Below are 23,092 nucleotides of genomic sequence, written 5' to 3'. Positions count from 1 at the left end.
CCGCGGTTCGGATCGTTGCGTGAAGGAGTGACAGGTGAGCAAGGGACCCGAAGCCTTCCGCACCATCAGTGAAGTCGCGGAAGAGCTGAACATTCCCCAGCACGTACTGCGTTTCTGGGAAACGCGTTTTTCGCAGATCAGGCCCGTCAAGCGCGGCGGCGGCAGGCGGTTCTACCGTCCCGAGGACGTCGCGCTGCTGCGCGGTATCCGCCATCTCCTGTACGGTGCGGGATATACGATACGCGGTGTCCAGCGGATATTGAGGGAGCAGGGCGTCGCCCATGTGCAGCGGCTGGTGGCGCAGGCGCCGGTAACGGCTCTTTCCGCGCCGCAGACCGGCGAGGCGCCCCCTCTTCCTGACGACGCATTCCCGGACACGATCGCCGAAGACGATAACGCCATCGGTCGCCATGCGCCCGCCGACGACCCGGACGAGCCTGCGGCGCTGGCCGACGATCGGCCGGACGACGCGCCGCAGGTTCCGGCATCCGGGGCGGAAAGCCTTTCGGAACACGCTTCCCGGCCCGTCGCGGCGACACAGATCGATGCCGTCATCAATCGCTACGCGCCCGGTCCGTTGTCGGCGCGGCGGCAGGATGGCCGCGGGCCCGAGGGTCGGGCGCAGGAAAGCAGGACGCAAGAAGGCAAAGCGCAGGAAAGCGGGATTTGGGGAGAACACGGCGCGGATCGGGTGATCACGCCGAATTACCAATTGGCTGGCGCCACGCGCGAGCGGCTCCGAACGGTCGCCGACGAGTTGCGCGAGTGCCGCCGCCTGCTTGCCGGCGCGCTCGACGGCCAGGCCGAATAACGCGATTTGCCCCTCCCGATTCGGCTTGCAAGCCGGCGGCTCCGGTCTTCACGGCTTCCCGTGACCCCTGTCCGGCCCGCGGGGGATGACAGAAGCGCGCGGCTCACCTATATCGCTGGGCACCTCCGCCGCGCGGCTGCCGGCAGAAGCGCGCGATTGCGGAGCGAGCGGGAAGGAGACGATCGATGAATGAGGTTCCTGCGCCGTTGCGGCCGGCGTTCGACACGCGCGGCGTGCTGGCGGGACGGTTTTTCGCCTATCTGATCGACGCCGCCGTCATCTTCGTGCTGACGCTGGTTCTCGGCTGGATCATCGCCCTGCTGGGCGTGGTGACGCTGGGCGTGGCGTGGCTGCTGTTTCCGCTGCTCGCCGGCACCGGCGTCATCTACAGCGCCCTCACCGTGGGCGGGGAGGCGCAGGCAACCATCGGCATGCGCTGGCTCGGGCTGCGCGTCGTCGGGCCGGATGGCGCGCGCGTGGATTATCTGATCGCGGCCGTCCATGCGATCTTCTTCTACATCGCGATCGGCACCTTCATCCTCTTCGTCATCGACATCCTGACAGGGCTGGTGCGCGACGACAGACGCCTGCTGCACGATCTCCTGACCGGCGTGTCCGTGGTCCGCTCGTGATCCGGCGCGGCAGGCCATTTGGGATCTTTGGGCCACTTGAGTTGTGCGGGCGACATGCTATCCTCGGCGTCGTGACTGTTCATGTGCGGCGTCGGGTCGGCGGCCATTTTTCGTGCCTCGCGGTCAAGCCTGCCGCGCCCGAAGCCCGACAACCGTGATCCCTGCCGTGACGACGCAAGCGCGCAACGCACCGCAATTCTACCTGACAGCGCCGGCACCTTGCCCCTACCTGCCGGAGCAGCAGGAAAGAAAGGTTTTCACCCATCTCGTCGGCCGGCGAGCGGGCGAGATCAACGATGTCCTGACGCAAGGCGGCTTTCGCCGCTCGCAGACCATCGCCTATCGCCCGGCTTGCGAGGGTTGCCGCAGTTGCGTGTCGGTGCGCGTGGTCGCCGACGATTTCCGCCCCACGCGCAGTTTCCGGCGCATCGTCAACCATAACCGCGATCTTACCGGGATCATGGTGCTGCCGCATGCGACTTCGGAACAATATTCGCTCTTTCGCGGCTATCTCGACGCCCGTCACGCGGATGGCGGCATGGCCGACATGAGCATGCTCGACTACGCCGTGATGGTGGAAGACACGCACGTCACGACCCGGCTGATCGAATACCGGAGCGAGAGCGGCGAACTCGTCGCCACCGCGCTGACGGACATTCTCGGCGACGGTCTGTCGATGGTCTATTCCTTCTACGATCCCGAAGCCGTCCAGCGAAGCCTCGGCACATTCCTGATCCTCGACCATATCGCGCGCGCGCAGATGCTCGGCCTGCCCTACGTCTATCTGGGATATTGGGTCGAGGGCTCGCGGCGCATGGGCTACAAGAGCCGTTTTCATCCGCAGGAGCGCCTGCTGCCGGAGGGATGGGTGCGGTCAGACGAGACGCGGCCGGATGCGCCACCCAGGGGCCGCACCGCCTGAAGCGTCGGTCCGCACCCTGCCGATCACTCTTGGCCGATCACCCTTGGCCAAACACCCCTGGCCGAACACCCCTGGCCGAACACCCTTGTATGGCCGCAAACGATGACTACCTCTTCGGCAAGAGCCCGCAGCCGCGCCATCGGTGGGCGCGGACAGGGCTACCGGAGACAACCATGGCACAACAGAACAACGGCTCGGCGCTGGGTTACTGGCGTCCCGCCGAGCTTGCAGCGCTGGTCATCGGGTTCATCATCTTCTGGCCGCTCGGCCTTGCCGTGCTGGCGTGGAAGTACTGGAACGACCGCTCGGCCTCTCCCCGCAGCCTCGACGACGTCGTGAACGAAGGCGCGCGCCGGGTGCGCGCCGGAATTCGGGACGTGTTCGGCAACGCCCCCCAGGCCGATGACGAGTTCGTTCCCACCGGCAATGCGCGTTTCGATGCGTATATCCGCGGCGAGTTACAGCGTATCGACGCCGAACGGAGCAAGCTGGCGGACGAAGTGCGCACCTTCCGCGCCTTCCTCGATCAGGAACGGGCCGGCGGCGAGGATGTATACGACCGTTTCCGCAGGCAACACGGCGAAAACGGCGCGGCGCTCTGACGCGCCGCCGCCGAGGCATAATCCGGCAAGTGGATGCCGCTTTCCGGGAAAATCAGGGCGTTTTCCGCGATTCAGCGACTGGCGACAGCGCTACCGGCGGATAAACGAAATCTCGACCGGGTCGCCGACGGCGGCGCCTATGCGCGCCGCCGTTCCCGCGTTCAGCTCGATGACCGCGCGGACGGGCGCACCGGAGGGAATGAGCCGACGCGAGTGCGGCTCCGTCCTCTCCGCGATGCGCACGATCCTGCCGTCAGCGCCGACGAACAGCATGTCGAGCGGAATGAACGTGTTCTCCATCCACATCGATACCGGCTGCACCTCGGGATAATCGAAGATCATGCCGCGATTCGCCGGCAGGTAACGCCGCTCCATCAGGCCGCGCGCCTGCTCGGCGGCGGTGCGCGCCACCTCGACCTCGAAACCGTGCCGGCCCGATGCGGTGACGATCACCAGCGTTTCGGTGGGAAGCGCCGCCGATTGCGCCAGCGCGACGGACGGCGGCATCATCGCCGCCGATATCAGCGCGGCAGCCAGCATGACAACCATACGCCGTCTGCTCACCGTCATGCCCGTCCTCCGTCCTGATGGGCCGCAAAGCGAAAAGCGCGCAACAAACCGCTTCAGTGGGAAACCGGCGCGTGGCCGATGTCCGGCAGGCGCACCTCCGCCACCATGCGGCCCTTGGGACCGTCGCCGTAGCGCACCAGCAGGGTCTGGCCGGGAACGAGCTCCATCAGGCCGTAGCGGCGCATGGTTTCCATGTGGATGAAGATGTCGGGCGTGCCCTCGCCGCAGGTGACGAAACCGAAGCCGCGCTGGCGGTTGAACCACTTGACCACGACCGTCTGGAACCCGCCCGTCGGCACGACGGAGACATGGGTGCGCACCGGCAATTCGGACGGATGCGGCGCGGTGGAAACATCGATGGAATGGATGCGCAGCACCTGCAACCCGCGCTCCCGGCGAACGGCGTCGCAGACGATGGTGGCGCCTTCGACGGCGGTCTCGTGTCCATCGCGCTTCAGGCAGGTGACGTGCAGCAGAACATCCGGCAGACCGTTATCGGGCACAATGAAGCCGAAGCCGCGCGCGGAATCGAACCACTTGATCCGCCCCCTGATCTCGATCAGATCGCAGGAAACGCCATCCGCCTCGCCGCGTTCGCCGGCTGCGCGCGTATCAGAATGCGTTTCGTCCGTCATGGTGTCCTGCACATGAAAATGCGAATCCAGATGTGTTAACGATAGCATCAACAAATGCCGAATACAGGCGCAAACCGGATATCCGCGTGATTCGCGCACAGTCTTTATAGACCGGGTTTTCAGGAAAGGAACCCACATCGGGACCCCGCATCGGGAGCCGATATCGGACACCTGCAACCCGCGCTTTCGGGCGGCGCTTGCGGGCCGGGGCCGGATGCCGTTATCCCGGAAGCGGAAAATGCCGCCCGTGCATCCACATGACGAGGAAAGCCAGATCACATGATCGCCCCCACCGCATCGCCCGGAACGTCCTCCGATGACGCAGCCCCGCCCGCGCGCAACGGCGACGCGACGGCACAGCGGCGCGTGACCGCACTCGACGCGGCGCGCGGGCTCGCGATCGTGGCCATGATCTCCTATCATCTCACGTGGGATCTTTACGTCACGGGATTCACGAGCATCAACGCCGCCACCGATCCGTGGCTGCGGCTTTATGCGCGGCTGATCGCCGCCTCCTTCCTGACCGTCTCCGGCATCGCGCTCGTGCTGGCGCATGAGGGCGGCGCGGGCGGACGGCGGTTTCTGCGGCGTCTCGCCACCATCGCCGCCGCCGCGCTCGCGGTGACGGCCGGATCGTGGTTCGCCTTTCCCCACAGCTTCATCTTCTTCGGCATCCTGCATTGCATCGCGCTGTCGAGCGTGCTGGCCCTGCCGTTTCTGCGCGCGCCCGCGTGGGCGACGGCGCTGGCGGCGCTCGTCGTGCTCGTGCTGCCGCAGGTGTTCGCCTCGCCGGCTTTCGAAGTATGGTGGCTGCTGTGGCTCGGCCTCGGCGAAATCCCGCCCCTCAGCAATGATTACGTGCCGATTTTCCCCTGGTTCGGCTTCGTGCTGGCGGGCATCGCCTTCTGGCGATGGCTGCCGCCCGGCCTGCGGCAGGAGGCGGCGCGCTGGCGGGCGAACGGCCCCGTCGGGCGCGGGCTCGTCTTCGCCGGGCGGCACAGCCTCGTCATCTACCTCACGCACCAGATCGTGCTGCTCGGCATCCTGACGGGGCTCGCCTCCCTTCGATAAGGAAAGGGCGGCGCGTTCACGCGGCCTTCACGGGACGTTCGGCGATGCGCACCAGATTCTTCAGGATCGTGGCCGCGCCCTTCAGCCGCTGCTCCGCCGTGTCGAAGGAATCGATGAAGACGATGCGCATGTCCGGCCGCACCTTGGCGAGCGAGCCCTGTTCGGCCACATAAGCGACAAGGCCGGCGGGATTGGCGAAAGCCCCGTTGCGGAACGAGACGATGACGCCCTTCGGCCCCGCCTCGATCTTCTCCACATTGGCGCGCCGGCACAACGCCTTGATGGCGACGATGCGCAGCAACTGCTCCACCTCCTCCGGCAGCGGGCCGAAACGGTCCACGAGTTCCGCGCCGAACGCCTGGATATCCCGATCCTCGTCGATGGTGGAAAGCCTGCGGTAGATGTCGAGGCGCAATTGCAGATCCGCGACATAGCCTTCCGGGATCATCACCGGCGTGCCGATGGTGATCGTCGGCGACCATTGGTCGTCCGCCTCCTCATCGACCGCGCCGGATTTGAGCTGCGCCACGGCCTCCTCCAGCATCTGCTGGTAAAGCTCGTAGCCGACCTCGCGGATATGGCCGGACTGCTCGTCTCCCAGCAGATTGCCCGCGCCGCGGATGTCGAGATCGTGGCTGGCCAGCATGAAGCCGGCGCCGAGCGTATCCAGCGATTGCAGCACTTCAAGACGCTTTTCGGCCGTGGCGGTGATGCGCCGCTTCGCCGGCATGGTGAAGAGCGCATAGGCGCGCGTCTTGGAGCGCCCGACGCGCCCGCGCAACTGATAGAGCTGCGCGAGGCCGAACATGTCGGCGCGATGCACGATCAGCGTGTTGGCGCGCGGAATGTCCAGCCCCGATTCCACGATGGTCGTGGACAGAAGGACGTCGAACCTGCCCTCGTAAAAGGCGGTCATGATGTCCTCGAGCTGGCCGGAGGGCATCTGCCCGTGCGCCACGGCGACCTTCGCCTCCGGCACCTCGCGGTCCAGGAATTCCTTCACTTCGGCGAGATCGTCGATGCGCGGCACCACATAGAAGGACTGTCCGCCGCGATAGCGTTCCCGCAACAACGCCTCGCGCACCGACAGGCCGTCGAACGGCATCACGAAAGTGCGCACCGCAAGGCGATCCACCGGCGGCGTGGCGATGATCGACAGTTCGCGCACGCCGGTGAGCGCCAATTGCAGGGTGCGCGGAATCGGCGTGGCGGAGAGCGTGAGCACATGCACCTCGGCGCGCAGGTTCTTCAGGCGCTCCTTGTGCGCGACGCCGAAATGCTGCTCCTCGTCGACGATGATGAGGCCGAGATCCTTGAAGCGGATGGTCTTGGCCAGCACGGCATGGGTGCCGACGACGATATCGACCGTGCCGTCGGCGAGCCCGGCGCGCACCTTCTTCATCTCGGCGGCGGAGACGAGGCGCGACATCTGCGCGATACGCACCGGCAGGCCCTGAAAACGCTGCACGAAGCCGTTATAGTGCTGGCGCGCGAGAAGCGTGGTCGGCACCACCACCGCCACCTGATGACCGGAGAGCGCCACGGCGAAGGCGGCGCGCAGTGCCACCTCCGTCTTGCCGAAACCGACATCGCCGCACACGAGCCGGTCCATCGGCCGGCCGGCGGCGAGATCGTCCAGCACGGCGTCGATGGCGTTCTGCTGGTCCTCGGTTTCATCGTAGGGGAAGCGGGCGGCGAATTCGTCGTAGAGGCCGGCGGGCAGTTCGATGCGCGGCGCCTCGCGCATGGCCCGCTCGGCCGCGACCTTGATAAGCTCGCTCGCCATGAGGCGGATGCGCTGCCGAAGCTTGGCCTTGCGTGCCTGCCACGCCCCGCCGCCGAGCTTGTCGAGCGCCACCTCGGTGTCGCCGGAGCCGTAGCGTGACAGCAGCTCGATGTTGACGACCGGCAGAAACAGCTTGTCGCCGCCCGCGTAGTGGATTTCGAGACAATCGAGCGGCGCGCCCGCGGCCGAGATCGTCTTGAGATCCACGAACCGGCCGATGCCGTGATCGACATGCACCACGAGATCGCCGGCCGTCAGGCCCGCCGCCTCGGTGATGACGTCCTGCGCGCGGCGCGATTTCCGCTTCTGCCGCACGAGGCGGTCGCCCAGAATGTCCTGCTCGCCGACGACGGCGAGCGCGTCCGTCTCGAAGCCGGCTTCCAGCCCCCATACGGCGATGCTCACCTCGTTGCGCGGCAGCGCGAGCGCGACGTCGAGCCGCCCCACCGGCGTGAGCGGCTTGAGGCCGTGATCGGCCAGCACATGCGTCAGGCGCTCGCGCGAGCCCTCCGACCAGGCGGCTATCAGCACGCGCTTCTTCGCGGCGACGAGATCGCGCACATGGTCCACAGCGGCCTGGAACACGTTGGCGGTGTCGTCGACCCGCTCCGGCGCGAAATTGCGGCCGGCCCGCGCGCCGGCGTCGACGATCATGCGCGCCGCGTCCTCCGGCTCGCGGAAGGGCGACAGACGCGCCACGGGCAGCGTCGCCTGCCGCTCGGTCCATTCGCGTTCCGAGAGATAAAGAGCGTCGGGCGGCAGCGGGTTGTAGGGCGGGCTGGCGCTGGCGAGCGCCGTGTCATCGGCCGCCGCCCGGCGCGCCTCGTAATAGTCGCGCACCTGCGCGAAGCGCTCGGCCGCCGCGTCGGCCGCCAGCGTGTCCAGCACCAGCGGCACGCCGGGCAGGTAGTCGAACAGCGTGTCGAGACCGTCGTGCAGCAGCGGCAGCCAGTGTTCGAGGCCCGGATGGCGGCGGCCCTCGGATACCGCCTCATAGAGCGTATCGTCCCGCGTCGCCGCGCCGAACGCCTTCACATAGCCCTGCCGGAAACGGCGGATGGTTTCGGTGGTGATCTTCGCCTCGCTCATCGGCACGAGATCGAGCGAGCGCAACTGATGCGTGGTGCGCTGGGTCTCGGGATCGAAGGCGCGGATGGATTCGAGCGTATCGCCGAAGAAGTCGAGGCGGATCGGCTCGGCAAGGCCGGGCGCGAACAGATCGACGATGCCGCCGCGTACCGCATACTCGCCCGTGTCGCGCACGGTGGGGGTGCGGGCGAAACCGTTGACCTCAACCCACTCGATCAGCCGGTCCATGTCGATGGCGTTGCCGGGCGCGGCGGAAAACGTTTCCGTCGCCACCTGCCGCAGCGGCGGCACCCGTTGCAGCAGCGCGTTCACCGTGGTGAGCACCACGCGCGGCTTCTGCTCGGACGAGCGCGTGCGCGCGAGCCTCGCCAGCGTCATCATGCGCCGCGCCGTCACCGCGGATGTCGGCGAGACGCGATCATACGGCTGGCAATCCCAGCCGGGAAACGTCAGCGTCTCGATCTCCGGCGCGACGAAGGCGAGCGCCGCCTCCAGCGCCGCCATGCGCCGGTCGTCGCGGGCCACGTGGAGAAGCACGGCCGCCCGCTCGCTCTCGCGCAGGCCGCGCGCCATCCCCGCCACCGCAAGGGCGTCGTAGCCATCGGGCACGCTGGCGATGACGGGACTGTCGCCCCGCGCGAGGGCGGCGACGGCGTGTTTCAAATTCGACATTCTGTCAGGCCGGAAACGGGTCAGACGTGGATCGGCGTGGCATGGGCGTGGAACGCCTTGATCCGGCGGAAAATCGGCGTGTCATGCTCCGGCGGCACGCCGCCGAAGCTGAACCAGGTGAAAAGATCGCGGTCGGGCAGCGCCATCAGCCGCTCCAGCGCGGTAATCGTCTCCTCGTCCAGCTCGTCGAGCTGCGAATCGACGAACGGCCCCAGCACCATGTCCATCTCGCGCGTGCCGCGATGCCAGGCGCGAAAGCGGATGCGGCGGCGGCGCGCATCGAGCGCAAGCCCGCCGGACAGGTCGCCGCCATCGATATCGCCGTCTGCCTCCGAAAAGCTGTTCATGATTTGTCCTTTGAAAGACTTATGGTCGCCACGGGCGTTCGGCTGGACTATATAGCGTAGACATGCGCGCCTGTCATCGGTCTCGCGTCCCGCTTTCGTCACCAACCGGATTTCTCCCGCATGCGCCCCGCCCTTCTCGACCCGCTGTTCGCGCCCGTCACGGCGTTGCCGGGCGTGGGGCCGCGGCTGGGGGCGCTGTTCAACCGGCTGCTGGGCACGGCGGAGCGGCCCGCGCGGGTGATCGATCTGCTGTTCCACCTGCCGCATTCCGTCATCGACCGCAGCCGCCGCCCGCCGATTCGCGACACGCGCGAGGGCGATATCGTGACGCTCACGGTGCGCGTGGCCGAGCACCGCCCGCCGCCGCCGGGACGCGCCCGCGCGCCCTTCCGCGTGCTGGTGGAGGACGGCACCGGCGACGTGACGCTGGTCTTCTTCTCCATGACGCAGGCGCGCATCGACAAGATGCTGCCGCTCGGCGAGACGCGCGTCGTCTCGGGGCGGATCGAATTCTGGGAAGGCTTTCGCCAGATGGTGCATCCCGACCGCATCATGAGGGAGGAGGAAGCGCGCGATCAGCCGCTGGTGGAGCCCGTCTACGGCCAGACGGAGGGGCTCGCGTCGCGCACCATCGCCCGCATCGCGCAGGCGGCGCTGGGGCGGCTGCCGCATCTGCCGGAATGGCAGGATGCCGCCTGGCTCGCGCAACAGCATTCCCCGGATGTCGCCGCCGCACTCGCGGCGCTGCACCGGCCCGAATCGGCGACTGCCTTCGCCCCCGAGAGCGCCGCGCGCAAGCGCCTCGCCTATGACGAGCTGCTCGCCTCCCAGCTCGCGCTCGCATTGATGCGCGCCACGCGCCGCAGGGCGTCCGGCCGGGTGAATGTCGGCGACGGCCGGCTCGTCGCGGCCGTCACGCAGGCGCTGCCTTTTTCGTTGACGGAGGGGCAGCGGCAGGCGGTCGCCGACATCCGCCGCGACCTCGCCGAGCCGCAGCGCATGCTGCGGCTTTTGCAGGGTGACGTGGGATCGGGCAAGACGGTGGTGGCGCTGCTCGCCATGGCGAGCGCGGTCGAGGCAGGGCGGCAGGCGGCGCTGATGGCGCCGACCGACATTCTCGCCCGCCAGCATTTCGCCCGGCTGGAGCCGCTGGCGCGCGCCGCCGGCATCACCATGGCGCTGCTCACCGGGCGCGAGAAGGGCGCGGCGCGCGCGGCGACGCTGGCGGCGCTCGAATCGGGCGCGGCGCAGATCGCCGTCGGCACCCATGCGCTGTTTCAGGATGCGGTGGCGTTCCACGATCTCGCGCTCGCCGTCATCGACGAGCAGCACCGGTTCGGCGTGCATCAGCGCTTCGGCCTCAGCCGCAAGGGCGAGGGCGTCGACATGCTGGTGATGACGGCGACGCCCATTCCGCGCACGCTGACGCTGACCTGTTTCGGCGACATGGACGTATCGGTCCTCAGGGAGAAGCCCGCGGGCCGCAAGCCCATCGACACCCGCGCCATGCCGCTGGAGCGCCTTCACGATGTCGTCGACGGGCTGCATCGCGCGCTGGCGCGGGGGGCGCGCGTCTACTGGGTGTGTCCGCTGGTGGAGGAATCGGAGACGATCGACGTCGCGGCGGCGCAGGAGCGTTTCGAGGATCTGCAACGCATCTTCGGCCCCGTGGTGGGCCTGCTGCACGGCAAGATGAGCGGGCGCGACAAGGATGCGGCGATGGGCGCCTTCCAGCGCGGCGAAACGCGCATCCTGGTGGCCACCACGGTGATCGAGGTCGGCGTCGACGTGCCGGAAGCGACCATCATGGTCATCGAGCACGCCGAGCGTTTCGGCCTCGCGCAGCTCCACCAGTTGCGCGGGCGCATCGGGCGGGGAGCCGACGCCTCCACCTGCCTGCTGCTCTACAAGGCGCCGCCCGGCGAGGTGGCGAAAGCGCGCATCAACATCATGCGCGAGACGGAGGACGGCTTCCGCATCGCGGAGGAAGACCTCAGACTGCGCGGCGAGGGCGAAATTCTCGGCACCCGCCAGTCCGGCGCGCCCGCCTTCCATCTCGCCCGCATCGAGGACGACGCGGACCTGCTGCGCATCGCCCGCGACGACGCGCGCCTGATCCTAGAACGCGATCCCGGCCTCGCCGGCGAGCGCGGGCAGGCGCTGCGCATCCTGCTCTATCTCTTCGAACGTGACGAAGCCATCCGGCTGCTGCGGGCGGGTTAGAGCAGTTTGCGTTCAAGTCGATTGATCGATTTGAACGCAAGTTGCGGTAAAATATAGAATTTAGAGCGGCGTGACGATTCCGCTTGAATGCACGCCGCTCTAGAGTATTTCGGCATTTCGTTGAAACGCCGAAATACTCTATCTTATTGATTCGACGCGTTTTCTTCATGCAAAGCAATATCCGCTTTGCTTGAAAACGCTTTAGGTTTCCGCGTCACAACGGCGTCACTCTCTCATGAGCCTCCGCGCCCGCGGCGGCAATAGAGCGCTGAAAAACAAAGGCTTTGTCTGTCAAACACACTTGTCACAATCGTCCGGTCCCGCTTTACCTTTTGTCACATAGGAAACGCCATGCTGCGCATCGCCACCTGGAACATCAATTCCGTCCGCCTGCGGATCGGCCATCTGACATCGTTTCTCGACGAGGCGAAGCCCGACATCGTATGCCTTCAGGAAATCAAATGCGTCGACGATGCCTTTCCCCGCGCGGAAATCGAGGACAAGGGCTACAACGTGGCGGTGCACGGGCAGAAGACGTTCAACGGCGTCGCGCTCCTCTCCCGTCTGCCGCTGGAGGATGTCACGCGCGGGCTGCCGGGCGACGAGGCCGACGAGCAGGCGCGCTACATCGAGGCGGTGGTGTCCGTCGACAGCGGCGCGGTGCGCGTGGCCTCCCTCTACCTGCCCAACGGCAACCCGCCCGATACCGAAAAATTCACCTACAAGCTGGCGTGGCTCGACCGCCTCGCGGCCCACGCGCGCGCGCTGCTGACGCTGGAAGAGCCCTTCGTGCTCGCGGGCGATTACAACGTCATCCCGCAAGCATGCGACGCCGCCCATCCCGAACAATGGACCGGCGACGCCCTCTATCTGCCGGAGACCCGCGCGAAGTTCCGGACGCTTCTCAACCTCGGCCTGACGGAAGCGGTGCGCGCCTGCGACGACCGTGGCGGCTTGTATACGTTCTGGGACTATCAGGCCGGCGCATGGCAGAAGAACAACGGCATCCGCATCGACCACCTGCTGCTGTCGCCGCAGGCCGCCGACCGGCTCAAGGGAGCGGCCATTCACAAGAGCCTGCGCGGACTGGAGAAACCCTCCGACCATGTGCCGGTGACGATCGATCTCGCGCTATGAGCAGTGGCCGGTTAAGAAAATCTTTACCTTCACGCCGTACAAAGCTTACCACTGCGGCCGTGGACTTGTCGTCGCGATCCCGAGCGGGGCGCAAGACATGTCGTTTTGGCGCGCACCCGAAAAGAGACCGGAGATAACGGATATTCCGTCCGGTTACTGCTTCTTGCGAATATATTGTTCGAGATAGGAAAGCGCCTGCTTTCGCTCGGCCTCGCTGGCCGCGGCGAAATTCTTGTCGTGAAGCTCGGTGATCCACGCATCCTTGTCGGCGTCCGAGGCATCGCGCGCGAGCGTCAGCCACATGAGCCCCAATCCGGGATGGCGGGGCACGCCCTGCCCCATGATGAGCAGGTTGCCGAGCAGCGCCTGCGCCTGCCGGTGCCCCTTCTCCGCCGCGAGCTTCAGCCAGCGGGCTCCCTGGCGCGCGTCCTTGGGCACGCCCTGCCCCTCCAGATAAAGGCGGGCCAGCGCATATTGTCCATCGGGATCGCCGTAATAGGAGGCGGCGTACTGGAACATATCGACGGCGCGGCTGATATCCGGCTTGACGTAACTTCCGGCGATGCCTTCCAGAAAGTAGCCGCCCAGCGCGACGAAGGCGCTGGAGACGAACGGCGCCTGCCGCGTGCCGGGGCTTTCGTCGGCGTAGCGGTCCGCGATCTGGGAAAAATACTCGAAGGCTTTCAGATCGTCATGATCGACGCCATCGCCCTCGGCGAACATGCGCCCGAGCTTCCACAACGACACCGTATGCCCCTGCATGGCGGCATACTGGAGCGCCCGCACGGCGCCGGCCTTGTCGCCCGCATTGTAGTCGCGAATGCCGCTGCGGAAGGCGTCGCCGACGGATTTGAAACCCGACTCGGGCTTGAGCGGATTGGCCGCCTCGATCGGATTGGGCACGCCGATCGTCCCCACCTGCGTGAGAGCGGCATGCGCGGCGTCTTCCGCCCGCGCCGGGAGCGACAGCATACCCGTAACAAGACAAGACGCCACACACGACCGTATGACCGATCTACCCCGAGCGTAATTCATTTACTTCAGCGCCCGATTCCAAGCCACGCCAACACCGACAGTTTCGCACACCATGCGCCCGCCCGCCCAAGCCGGCGAACGGGAAGACCGGACCGCCCCGGTATCGTTGATACCGTAAAGCCCGATCCTGCTTCCGCTGCACGCTATCAAGCGCGCGGTTTATGGCGGCTTCGCGGCAGCATGTTTCCGTTTAGCACAGGCCGGCCCGCCCCCGATGCAGCAAGGCAACGGGCGTGACATAAAGGCCACGCTCCGCGTCCCCGCCATCAACCGAGCGATGCAAGCTGCTCCAGCGCCGCGCTGATCTGCCGTTGCCGCGCCTCGGCCGCCGCCCGGCGCTCGTGCTGCTCCTCGACGATTTCCTCGGGCGCGCGGGCGATGAAATCGGCATTGCCGAGCTTGGCGTCGATGCGGGCGATGTCGGCGGCGAGCTTGTCGGCCTCTTTCGTCAGGCGCGCACGCTCCGCCTCCAGGTCGATGATGCCGGCAAGCGGCAGCGCCGCCACCTCGCCATACACGATGAGCTGCACCGCGCCGGCGGGGGCGACATCCGCGAAGTCGATGTCCGACAGGCGCGCCAGCCGCGCGATCGTCTCCCGCCAGCGCCCGGCGCGTTCGCGGGTGACGGGCGAGGCGGCGACAAGGGCAAGCGGGATCTGCGCCGCCGCCGGCACGTTCATTTCGGAACGCACGGAGCGAATGGCGGAAACGAGTTCGATCACCCAGCCGATCTCCGCCGCCGCGGCCTCGCCGTCCGTCGCCACGGGCTGCGGCCAGGGGCTCAGCGTCAGCAGCTCCTCGCGCGCCGGGCCGCCCTCGCCCTTGATCCGCCACAGCTCTTCCGTGATGAAGGGCATGAAGGGATGCAGCAGCTTGCTGATCTCGTCGATCACCCAGGCAACGGTGGCGCGTGTTTCTTCCTTCGCAAGCCTGTTCTCTTCCTGCCCCTCGTCCCCTTGCAGGACGGGCTTCGCCAGTTCCAGATACCAGTCGCAGAACAGGTTCCAGACGAAGCGATAGGCCGCGCCCGCCGCCTCGTTGAAGCGGAATTCCTCCAGCGCCTTCGTGATCTCGGCCGTCGCCTGCCCCGCCGCCGACACGATCCAGCGGTTCAGCGTCCCGCTCGCGCCGGCGGGATCGAAACCGGCCACGCGCACGCAGCCGTTCATCTCCGCGAAGCGCGCGGCGTTCCACAGCTTGGTGGCGAAGTTGCGATAGCCTTCCACGCGCTGGGTGGAGAGCTTGATGTCGCGCCCCTGCGCCGCCATGGCCGCGAGAGTGAAGCGCAGCGCATCCGCCCCGTAGCGATCGATGAGATCGAGCGGATCGATGACGTTGCCCTTCGACTTCGACATCTTCGCGCCGCGCTCGTCGCGCACCAGCGCATGGATGTAGACGTTGCGGAACGGCACCTCGCCCAGAACGTGCAGCCCCATCATCATCATGCGGGCGACCCAGAAGAAAATGATGTCGAAGCCCGTCACCAGCGTGCTGGTGGGATAGTAGCGCGCGAGTTCCGGCGTCTCGTCCGGCCAGCCGAGCGTGGAGAAAGGCCACAGGCCCGACGAGAACCAGGTGTCGAGCACATCCGCGTCGCGCGTGAGCGCCACGTCGCCATTGCCGTAGTGGCGGATGGCGGCGTCATACGCCTCCTCCTCCGTCTCGGCGACGAAAACGTGGTTGTCCGGCCCGTACCAGGCGGGAATCTGGTGGCCCCACCACAATTGCCGCGACACGCACCACGGCTCGATGTTCTCCAGCCAGTCGAAGAAGGTCTTTTCCCAGTTCTTCGGGATGAACACGGTGCGCTCGTCGCGCACGGCCTTCAGCGCCCGCTCCGCCAGCGGCTTGACATCCACGTACCATTGGTCGGTCAGCCACGGCTCGATGACGACGCCGGAGCGGTCGCCGTGCGGCACCACATGCGTGTGCGGCTCGATGGCAGCGACAAGCTCGCGCTCTTCCAGCAGCGCGACGACGGCCTTGCGCGCCTTCGCCCGGTCCACGCCTTCCAGCGCCAGCACGGCGTCGAGATCGGGGCCGGGCGTGGCGCCGCGCAAGAAGTCCTCGCTGCCGGCGATGCGCACTTCCGCCTCCGGTCCCAGCACGTTGATGAGCCGCAGGCCGTGGCGCTTGCCGACCTCGAAGTCGTTGAAGTCGTGCGCGGGCGTGATCTTGACCGCGCCGGTGCCCTTTTCGGGATCGGAATAACTGTCGGCGACAACCGGAATGCGCCGGCCGACGAGCGGCAGCAACACATCCTTGCCGACGAGATCCCTGTAGCGCTCGTCGTCCGGGTGCACCGCAACCGCGACATCGCCCAGCATGGTTTCCGGCCGCGTGGTGGCGACGGTGATGAAGCGGCCCGGTTCGTCCGCCACCGGATAGCGCAGGTGCCACAGATGGCCCTTCACCTCGACCTGCTCCACCTCGATGTCGGAAATGGCGGTCTGGAAGCGCGGGTCCCAGTTGACGAGGCGCTTGTCCTTGTAGATCAGCCCGTCGCGAAAGAGCTGCACGAAGACCTTGCGCACCGCGCGCGACAGGCCCTCGTCCATGGTGAAGCGCTCGCGCGACCAGTCGCATGAGGCGCCGAGACGGCGCAACTGGCGGCCGATGGCGCCACCCGATTCGGCCTTCCATTCCCACACGCGGGCCACGAACGCCTCGCGCCCCATCTCGCGCCGGCCTGGCTCCTTGCGCTCGGCCAACTGACGCTCCACCACCATCTGCGTGGCGATGCCGGCGTGGTCCATGCCCGGCTGCCAGAGCACGTCCTTGCCGCGCATGCGCTCGAACCGGCAGAGAATATCCTGCAACGTATTGTTGAGCGCGTGGCCCATGTGCAGCGAGCCGGTGACGTTGGGCGGCGGAATGACGATGGAATAGGGCGGCGCACCCGCGCGCTCCGGCCGGCCGGCGCGAAAGGCGCCCGCCTCCTCCCACGACCCGGCGATACGCGCCTCGACGGAGGCGGGCTCGAACGTCTTTTCCATCGCACTCAACTTGCACACCCATTCCGTGACGCGCCGGGGCGCGGCGCGCTTCATGAAGCCGGAGATGAAACGCAGGGGCAAGCCCCTGTCAAGGTCGATCGCCCGTCACAGCGCCTGCACGGCCTTCAGCACCGCCTCCGCATGGCCCGGCACCTTCACCTTGCGCCATACCTGCGCGACCTTGCCCTCCCCGTCGATCAGGAAAGTGGCGCGCTCGATGCCGAAATACTTGCGCCCGTACATGCTTTTCTCGACCCACACGCCGTAGGCCTCGATGGCGCCCTTCTTCTCGTCGGAGGCGAGCGGAATGGCGAGATCATACTTTTCGCGAAAGGCGTCGTGGCTTTGCACGCTGTCGGCCGACACGCCGATGACAGTCGCCCCCTCTTCCTCGAAGGCGTGCCGCAGCCCGTTGAAGGCGATGGCCTCCTTCGTGCAGCCGCTGGTATCGTCCTTGGGATAGAAGTACAGCACCACTTTCCGGCCCCGCAACGCGGACAGGGAAAAGGTTTCTCCGCCGGCGCCGGCCAGCGTGAAATCGGGGGCGACATCGCCAGCACCCAAAGTCATGGCATCCTCCATTGTCGATAATCATTAAAGAATAGGCGACGTACATCGTATTGTTAACAGGTTCCCGGCATGAGCCGTGCACCGAAGTGCCGCCGAATGGACGAATTTTGTGGGCAAGGAGCGTTTTCCGGGCGGATATCCCATCCGGCGCGCCTGACGGGCCGGCATCGGCGCTACACTGGCGAATCCGGCGGTTTCAACGACAGGATACGACGACACGACATGTTAAGGCCACGACAGCATCGCAGCAAACGCCGCAGACGGTTCCGGCGCAGGAGCGCCGCCCGCAGGGCGGTGGCCGGCCTGCTGCGCGGCGGCCTGTGGACGGCGGCGATACTGGCGTTCTGCATCGCCGCCATCGCGGCGCGGCTGTCCTTCGGCACGCTCTCGACCGAAATGCTGACGGAGCCGCTCGCCGCGGCGCTGACGGACCGGCTCGCGCCCGGATGGAGCGCGCGCATCGCCGAAACCGGCATCGCCATGACAGACAACGGCCCGGCGCTGCTGGCGAGCGACATCGAGATTCTCCAGCCGGACGGGACGCCGTTCCTGCGCGCGCGCGCGGGCGAGATCGCCATCGATCCGCGGCGATTCGCCTATGGCGCCATCAGCCCGACCTCGATCGCCTTTTCCGGGCTCGACGTGCGGCTGACGATGCCGCCGGACCAGGCGCCGGATAAACCTTTCTCGCTGGAAAACGCCGTGGTCGGCATGGTCGGCCTGCTGTCGGACCGCACGGGGCTCACCCGCTCGCTCAACCGCCTCGCGCTGTCGGACGCGCGGGTGACGCTCGCCGGGCAGGACGGAACGGAACGCCTGACGCTGGCCGGCGTCGCCATCGACATGACGCGCCGGACACCCGATTCGCTGACCGTCTCCGTCGACGCGCAAGGTCCCTCCGGCCGGTGGCGCGCGCTGGGCGATATCGCCGGCGGCGCGGGACAGGCGCAAACCGTCGCGCTGACGCTCCGCGACCTGCCGCTGACCGACCTCCTGCTGCTCGCCGATGCGCAGGGCGGGCCGGTGGAGGGCGACATCGCCTTCTCGGCGAGCGCGCGCGTCGCCGTCGCGGCCGACGGCCGGCTGACGGACCTGTCCGGCGTGCTCGAAGCGTCACCCGGCACCGTGACCTATCACGACCGCGACCAGCCGCCGTTCACCGTCACGGCCCTGCGCCTGGAGGCGGAACGTGAAGCGGACAGCGGCGACATCCGCATTCCCTCTCTCCTGCTGGAGACGAACGGCTCCCGCTTCGCGCTCGCCGGCCGCCTCGCCCTCGACGATCCGGCGCATTTCTGGCGGCTTTCCCTCGATGGCCGCGACGCCGTGATGCCGCCGCTGTCGCCGCGGGAGGAGCCGCTCGCGATCGACACGCTGGAGCTGAAGATGTCGGGTCCCCGCCACGGCGGCGTGCAGCTCGAACGACTGGCGGTTTCCGGCGCGGGATACGGCGTGGCGCTCAACGGCCGGATCGGCGGCCCCGGCAACGAAGGCGGCATCCGCCTCGGCGTCCAGACGGCGCGCTCCAACGTGCGCGCCATCCTGCGGTTCTGGCCGCCGTTCGTCACGCCGGAGCCGCGCCGCTACCTGATCGACAATCTGTCGGCCGGCATCATGGAATCGCTGAATGTCGCGGTGAGCATGGACGCGGCGCAACTGGCCGCCTCCCGCCGCAAGGAGCCGCTGCCGGCGGAGGTGGCGCACACGCAGTTCGCCGCCTCGCAGGTCACGCTGGCCGCCGCGCCCGGCTTCCCGCCGCTCGAGCAGATGACGATCAGCGGCGTCGTCACCGGCGCGACGGCCGCCATCGCCGCGTCGTCGGCAAGGGCGCAGATCGCCCCCGGCGAGTTTCTCGATCTCGGCGAAGGACGCATGGACATCTCGCGGCTGACGCCGCCCATCCAGGCGGATATCGGCTTCCGCCTGCGCGGCGCCGCCCCCGCGCTGGCGCGCCTGCTGCAACGCGAGGCGCTGAAGCCGATGTTCAATGTCGATCTCGCGCCGGAAGCCCTCTCGGGCAACGCCGATCTCTCCGTCTCCCTCTCCCTGCCGCTGATCAGGCATCTTCAGGCGGATCAGATCGTGACGCGGGCATCGGGGCGCATCGAACGTCTCGCCTTCGATTTCGGACAGGCCGAGAACCGGCTTACCGAGGCGAGCATGCAGCTCACGCTCGATCCCCGGAATCTGTCGCTTGCCGGAAAGGGCCTGCTGGGAGGCATGCCGGCCGATATCGACCTGAGACAACCGTTGCGGCAGCGCGGCGGCGGCGCGCAAGCGGACGTCACGCTCACCCTCGACGATGCGGCGCGGGCGGCGCGCGGCGTCGATCTCGGCAAACGCCTGACCGGCCCGATCGTCACGCGCATCACCGCGCCGTTCGGCGGCGAGGCGGGCAAGCCGCCGACACCCGTGAAAGTGGATATCGACCTGACGCGCGCGCGCATCGACAATCTTCTGCCTGGCTGGACAAAGGCGATCGGCCGGCCGGGGCGCCTGACGTTTTCAGCCGTCAGCGACAACGGCTACGCCCTGACGGACATCGCGCTGAACGCCGGCGGAGTCATGGCCAGGGGCCGCGCCCAGCTCGGTGCCGACGGCGCCCTGAAAAGCGCCAGCCTCACGCAGGCGCGGCTGTCTCCGAACGACGATTTCGCCCTCGGCATCGAGAACGGCAACGGCGTCTACAAACTCGCCGCGCAAGGCAACCTGATCGACGCGCGTCCGTTCCTGCGCCTGATCCGGGAAGGAAGCGGCCGGACGCCGGGCGGCACCGGCATCGACGCCGACATCGACGTCGCGGTGAACATTCTCGCCGGCTTCAACAACGAGGCGATATCGAAAGCGGCGCTGAAACTCGGGCTGCGGCGGGGAGCGCTCGCGCGACTGCGCCTGACCGGCAGCTTCAGCGGCGCGCCGCTGTCCGCCGAATCGGGAGGCGCCGCCGGCGGGACGATCTCGCTGACCACGGGAAACGCCGGCAGCGCGTTGCGCTTCGCCGACATTTACGCCCACATGGCCGGCGGCGACATGCAGTTGCGGGTCGATCCGGGAGGAGACGGTACGGGCATGGTGATGATTCGCGATTTCGCGATTCGCAACGAGCCGACGATGGAGCGCGTGCTCGCGCAAAGCCCGAAACAGCTCCCGGTCGACCCGGGCAACGTGCCGTTCACCAAACTCCGGGTGAGCTTCGCCCATGTGCCGGGCCGCATCAACATCCGGGAAGGCGTTCTGTGGGGGCCGGGCGTGGGCGTGACGATCGAGGGCAACGTCGATACGCGCAACGAGCGCATCGACGTATCCGGCACCTATGTGCCCGCCTACGCGCTCAACAACATCTTCAGCCAGGTGCCGCTGCTGGGCCCGCTGCTGGGCGGCGGTCAGTACGAAGGTCTGTTCGCCATCAATTTCCGGGCGACGGGCGCGCTCGCGTCGCCCGCCGTCACGGTAAACCCGTTGTCCGCCATCGCGCCGGGCATCTTTCGAAAGTTCTTCGACCTCGGCCGCGCCGACAGCGGACAACAACCGTCCGGGCAATAGGGCACGTTTTTCGGAAAAGCTCGCGCTCGAATCAAGGGTCGGCCCGATTCCCGTCCGCGAATCGGACGGCGACGCTCACGCCGCCGAAGGCCCCGGATCGTCGCCGCCGGCTGCCCCGGCCGCGGAAGTCCGTCTCGAGCGCGCCGCGCGAACGCCCGACAAATCGACCACCGGCCCCGCTTCCGCCCCGTCCTGCGCCGGCTCTTCCGGTCCGCCGCCGTGCACCGACAGCACCGTCAGCCGCTGCTCGCGTCCGTCCCGCGCCGTCCAGGTGATCGACTGGCCTTCGGAGAGCCCGATCAGCGCCGTGCCGATGGGGGTGAGGATCGATATGCGCCCGGCCGAAATATCGGCGTCGCCGGGATAGACAAGCGTCACGCGCCGGCGCTGCCCGTCGTCGGATTCGAATTCGACCTCCGAGTTCATCCGCACCACGCCGGCCGGCACCTTGTCCGGCGCGACGACGCGCGCACGCTCCATCTCGCCTTGCAGTTCCTCGGCGAGTTCGGGATTGCGAACGCTTATCGAGGCGGCGAGCGCGGAAAGACGCTCCTGCTCGTCGTGGCTGACAACGATCTTCGGCAAGCGGCCACGGCCTGATTTCGTCATGGTATTCACCTTCATGCGGTTCAATGTCCCGGCGTCGACGGCGCGGGATGCAATGGCGGGAAAATGTGGTCCGCGGGCCCTACGCCGGCGCGAACATCCCGATATTCAACGGAAAAAGCTTCTACAGGGGTCGGACACGGCCAGCGCCGGCCGAAGCAGACCGTCAGGCGAGCGGCAGAGCCCGACCGGCTTCAGCGCCCGGCGTGGGCGCCGCCGGCTGCCGCTCCTGAAGGCGTGCGGCGGCCATCCTGCGGGAACGTTGCTCCCGCGCCCCGCCCGTACACAGGCCCCGGCGCGCGGAAGACACGGCCCCCGCGGCGGTTGCGCCGACGGAACCTTCCCCGCAAGGCGCGATCGACCTTATGTCAGCGACGTTCAGCATCGGAATCATGGTTGCCGCAATCAGGGCATTTGTCAATCGACCACCCGGCCGGCGGCAAGCTTCATCGCAATCAAAACAGCCCGTGGATCGCTTGACCCACGGGCTGTCATGAAACTGGCTCCTCGAGCAGGACTCGAACCTGCGACCCAGCGATTAACAGTCGCTTGCTCTACCGGCTGAGCTATCGAGGATCGATGAAGAGGTGATTATAGGAAGCTTTTAGCCGATGCAAGTGTTTTCCGCGCTCATCGCTCCCCCGGCGGGAAGCATGTGGATAACCTGCGTCGCCCGGCCGGCCGGCAAAGGGCGCGGCAGGCCGCCCCTCCCGGCGGACAAGCGCGTTGCTGCCGGGAAAATCTCCACAGGCGCGGACAAAGCGGAACAGGACGGTTGCCATCCGCCGTAAGGCTTTGCTATGAAGCACGGAGTGGGGCCTCGTGGCGGAGTGGTTACGCAGAGGACTGCAAATCCTTGCACCCCGGTTCGATTCCGGGCGAGGCCTCCAGCGGTACGCCACGCCTTCGGCGGCAACCTTCCGGGCCGGATCGGCCGGAAGAGCCACCGACGGGCAGATGGCGCCTGTATACGTGACAAGCAGACGGAAGGTCCGCCCGATGTTCGATTTTGCCCGTGCCCGGCGCAGGATGGTTGATTGTCAGGTGCGCACCTTCGATGTGACCGACAGGGCGTTGCTCGCGGTGCTCGAAGACGTTCCGCGCGAACGTTTCGTGCCCGAAGACAGGCAGGTGCTCGCTTTCAGCGACCAGCACCTCGTCGTTTCCGCCGATATCGAGCGGGGCCGCTTCCTGCTTGCGCCGCTGATTTTCGCCCGTCTGGCCCAGGAACTCGGCATCGTTCCCGGCAAGCGCGTGCTTGATGTCGGCGCGGCGACCGGTTACGGCTCGGTCGTGCTGGCGCGACTGGGCGCCGAGGTGACGGCGCTCGAATCGGATGAAACGATCGCCGCCCGCGCCCGCGAGCTGGGGGCGGAGTTCGGCGACGGACGAATCAACATCGTCACCGGCCCGCTTGATGCGGGCTGGCAGGCGGGCGCCCCCTACGACGCCATCCTCATCAACGGCGCTTTCGAGATTCTGCCCCCCGCCCTCCTCGCGCAGCTCGCGGACGGCGGGCGGCTGGTCGGAATCGACAACGATTCGGGCGCGCCGAAAGCCGTGGTCGTGCAGCGGGCCGGAGAGGCCATCGGCACGCGGACGCTGTTCAACGCGCCCGCGCCTCTGCTCGACGCCTTCAGGGCACGGCAGGGTTTCGTGTTCTGACGTTGAATCGGACGGGCGGTCCCCTCTCCGAAAGACGAGAGCGTGCGAACAGCCCGACCTGATCGGCCGGAGCGACTTTCCAGTGTCGTAATTATGCTGCACCTTGCGCCAAACGTTCGCATCACCGCAAGAGCGCTGTTTCCGGCCGGAAACGATCAATCTACAATAAGCATCTGGCGG

The 23,092-nt window shown here is 67.3% G+C and carries 17 protein-coding genes and 2 tRNA genes; 10 read left to right on the top strand and 9 right to left on the bottom strand.

Annotation, left to right across the window (positions count from 1 at the left end; translation table 11 throughout):
- Positions 1-34: 34 nt before the first annotated feature.
- The 4 genes from ACOYJQ_RS03165 (at position 35) to ACOYJQ_RS03150 (ending at position 2,967) form a co-directional block, all read left to right on the top strand.
- The gene (locus tag ACOYJQ_RS03165; protein ID WP_433456276.1) at positions 35-811 is read left to right on the top strand and encodes a MerR family transcriptional regulator; all 777 of its coding nucleotides are present in this window, start codon (positions 35-37) and stop codon (positions 809-811) included.
- A 185-nt stretch (positions 812-996) separates the two neighbouring features.
- Positions 997-1,443 (top strand): RDD family protein, encoded by a 447-nt coding sequence (locus tag ACOYJQ_RS03160; protein WP_433456274.1) that lies wholly within the window; start codon positions 997-999, stop codon positions 1,441-1,443.
- 166 nt (positions 1,444-1,609) lie between these two features.
- Positions 1,610-2,365 (top strand): arginyltransferase, encoded by a 756-nt coding sequence (locus ACOYJQ_RS03155; RefSeq protein WP_433456272.1) that lies wholly within the window; start codon positions 1,610-1,612, stop codon positions 2,363-2,365.
- A 173-nt stretch (positions 2,366-2,538) separates the two neighbouring features.
- Positions 2,539-2,967, top strand: coding sequence for a DUF2852 domain-containing protein (locus tag ACOYJQ_RS03150; protein ID WP_433456270.1), 429 nt, complete (start codon positions 2,539-2,541; stop codon positions 2,965-2,967).
- Positions 2,968-3,057: 90 nt separating this feature from the next.
- Here the strand turns inward: ACOYJQ_RS03150 and ACOYJQ_RS03145 are convergent, their stop codons facing one another.
- Positions 3,058-3,537 carry a DUF192 domain-containing protein gene (locus tag ACOYJQ_RS03145; protein ID WP_433456268.1) on the bottom strand — a complete coding sequence of 160 codons (480 nt, stop codon included), beginning with the start codon at positions 3,535-3,537 and terminating at the stop codon, positions 3,058-3,060.
- A gap of 53 nt (positions 3,538-3,590) precedes the next feature.
- On the bottom strand, positions 3,591-4,172 hold the full coding sequence (locus tag ACOYJQ_RS03140; protein WP_433456266.1) for a cold-shock protein: 582 nt from the start codon (positions 4,170-4,172) through the stop codon (positions 3,591-3,593).
- A 279-nt stretch (positions 4,173-4,451) separates the two neighbouring features.
- Between ACOYJQ_RS03140 and ACOYJQ_RS03135 the strand changes: the two genes are divergently transcribed.
- The gene (locus ACOYJQ_RS03135; RefSeq protein ID WP_433456264.1) at positions 4,452-5,243 is read left to right on the top strand and encodes a heparan-alpha-glucosaminide N-acetyltransferase; all 792 of its coding nucleotides are present in this window, start codon (positions 4,452-4,454) and stop codon (positions 5,241-5,243) included.
- A 16-nt stretch (positions 5,244-5,259) separates the two neighbouring features.
- Here ACOYJQ_RS03135 and mfd read toward each other — a convergent pair whose 3' ends face one another.
- Complete coding sequence (gene mfd, locus ACOYJQ_RS03130) at positions 5,260-8,790, bottom strand: transcription-repair coupling factor (protein ID WP_433456262.1); 3,531 nt, start codon at positions 8,788-8,790, stop codon at positions 5,260-5,262.
- A gap of 20 nt (positions 8,791-8,810) precedes the next feature.
- A complete protein-coding gene (locus ACOYJQ_RS03125) occupies positions 8,811-9,137 on the bottom strand; it encodes a succinate dehydrogenase assembly factor 2 (protein ID WP_433456260.1) in 327 nt (108 codons plus the stop codon).
- 120 nt (positions 9,138-9,257) lie between these two features.
- Here ACOYJQ_RS03125 and recG point away from each other — a divergent pair, with 120 nt between their 5' ends.
- On the top strand, positions 9,258-11,360 hold the full coding sequence (gene recG / locus ACOYJQ_RS03120; protein WP_433456258.1) for an ATP-dependent DNA helicase RecG: 2,103 nt from the start codon (positions 9,258-9,260) through the stop codon (positions 11,358-11,360).
- Between the two features lie 354 nt (positions 11,361-11,714).
- Positions 11,715-12,497, top strand: coding sequence for an exodeoxyribonuclease III (xth, locus tag ACOYJQ_RS03115; protein WP_433456427.1), 783 nt, complete (start codon positions 11,715-11,717; stop codon positions 12,495-12,497).
- Between the two features lie 153 nt (positions 12,498-12,650).
- Here the strand turns inward: xth and ACOYJQ_RS03110 are convergent, their stop codons facing one another.
- From ACOYJQ_RS03110 to ACOYJQ_RS03100, 3 genes are all read right to left on the bottom strand, one after another.
- Entirely contained in the window at positions 12,651-13,469 is an 819-nt protein-coding gene (locus ACOYJQ_RS03110; protein ID WP_433456256.1) for a tetratricopeptide repeat protein, read from the bottom strand.
- Positions 13,470-13,798: 329 nt separating this feature from the next.
- Positions 13,799-16,528 (bottom strand): valine--tRNA ligase, encoded by a 2,730-nt coding sequence (locus ACOYJQ_RS03105; RefSeq protein ID WP_433456425.1) that lies wholly within the window; start codon positions 16,526-16,528, stop codon positions 13,799-13,801.
- Positions 16,529-16,633: 105 nt separating this feature from the next.
- Positions 16,634-17,098 (bottom strand): peroxiredoxin, encoded by a 465-nt coding sequence (locus ACOYJQ_RS03100; RefSeq protein ID WP_433456254.1) that lies wholly within the window; start codon positions 17,096-17,098, stop codon positions 16,634-16,636.
- Positions 17,099-17,320: 222 nt separating this feature from the next.
- On the opposite strand from ACOYJQ_RS03100, the gene ACOYJQ_RS03095 reads away from it, so the two are divergent.
- Positions 17,321-20,641: a YhdP family protein gene (locus ACOYJQ_RS03095; protein ID WP_433456252.1), complete on the top strand. Its 3,321-nt coding sequence runs from the start codon at positions 17,321-17,323 to the stop codon at positions 20,639-20,641.
- A 75-nt stretch (positions 20,642-20,716) separates the two neighbouring features.
- On the opposite strand, the gene rnk is transcribed toward ACOYJQ_RS03095, so the two are convergent.
- Positions 20,717-21,250: a nucleoside diphosphate kinase regulator gene (rnk, locus tag ACOYJQ_RS03090; RefSeq protein ID WP_433456250.1), complete on the bottom strand. Its 534-nt coding sequence runs from the start codon at positions 21,248-21,250 to the stop codon at positions 20,717-20,719.
- 497 nt (positions 21,251-21,747) lie between these two features.
- A tRNA-Asn gene (locus ACOYJQ_RS03085) sits at positions 21,748-21,823 on the bottom strand.
- Positions 21,824-22,063: 240 nt separating this feature from the next.
- Here ACOYJQ_RS03085 and ACOYJQ_RS03080 point away from each other — a divergent pair.
- Together ACOYJQ_RS03080 and ACOYJQ_RS03075 are read left to right on the top strand one after the other, a co-directional pair.
- A tRNA-Cys gene (locus ACOYJQ_RS03080) sits at positions 22,064-22,137 on the top strand.
- Positions 22,138-22,276: 139 nt separating this feature from the next.
- Positions 22,277-22,912, top strand: coding sequence for a protein-L-isoaspartate O-methyltransferase family protein (locus ACOYJQ_RS03075; protein WP_433456248.1), 636 nt, complete (start codon positions 22,277-22,279; stop codon positions 22,910-22,912).
- Positions 22,913-23,092 lie beyond the last annotated feature (180 nt).

Origin of the sequence: Pseudochelatococcus sp. (assembly GCF_050946405.1) — a bacterium.
Lineage (GTDB): Bacteria > Pseudomonadota > Alphaproteobacteria > Rhizobiales > Beijerinckiaceae > Pseudochelatococcus.
This window is presented reverse-complemented; position numbering and strand designations above follow the sequence as displayed.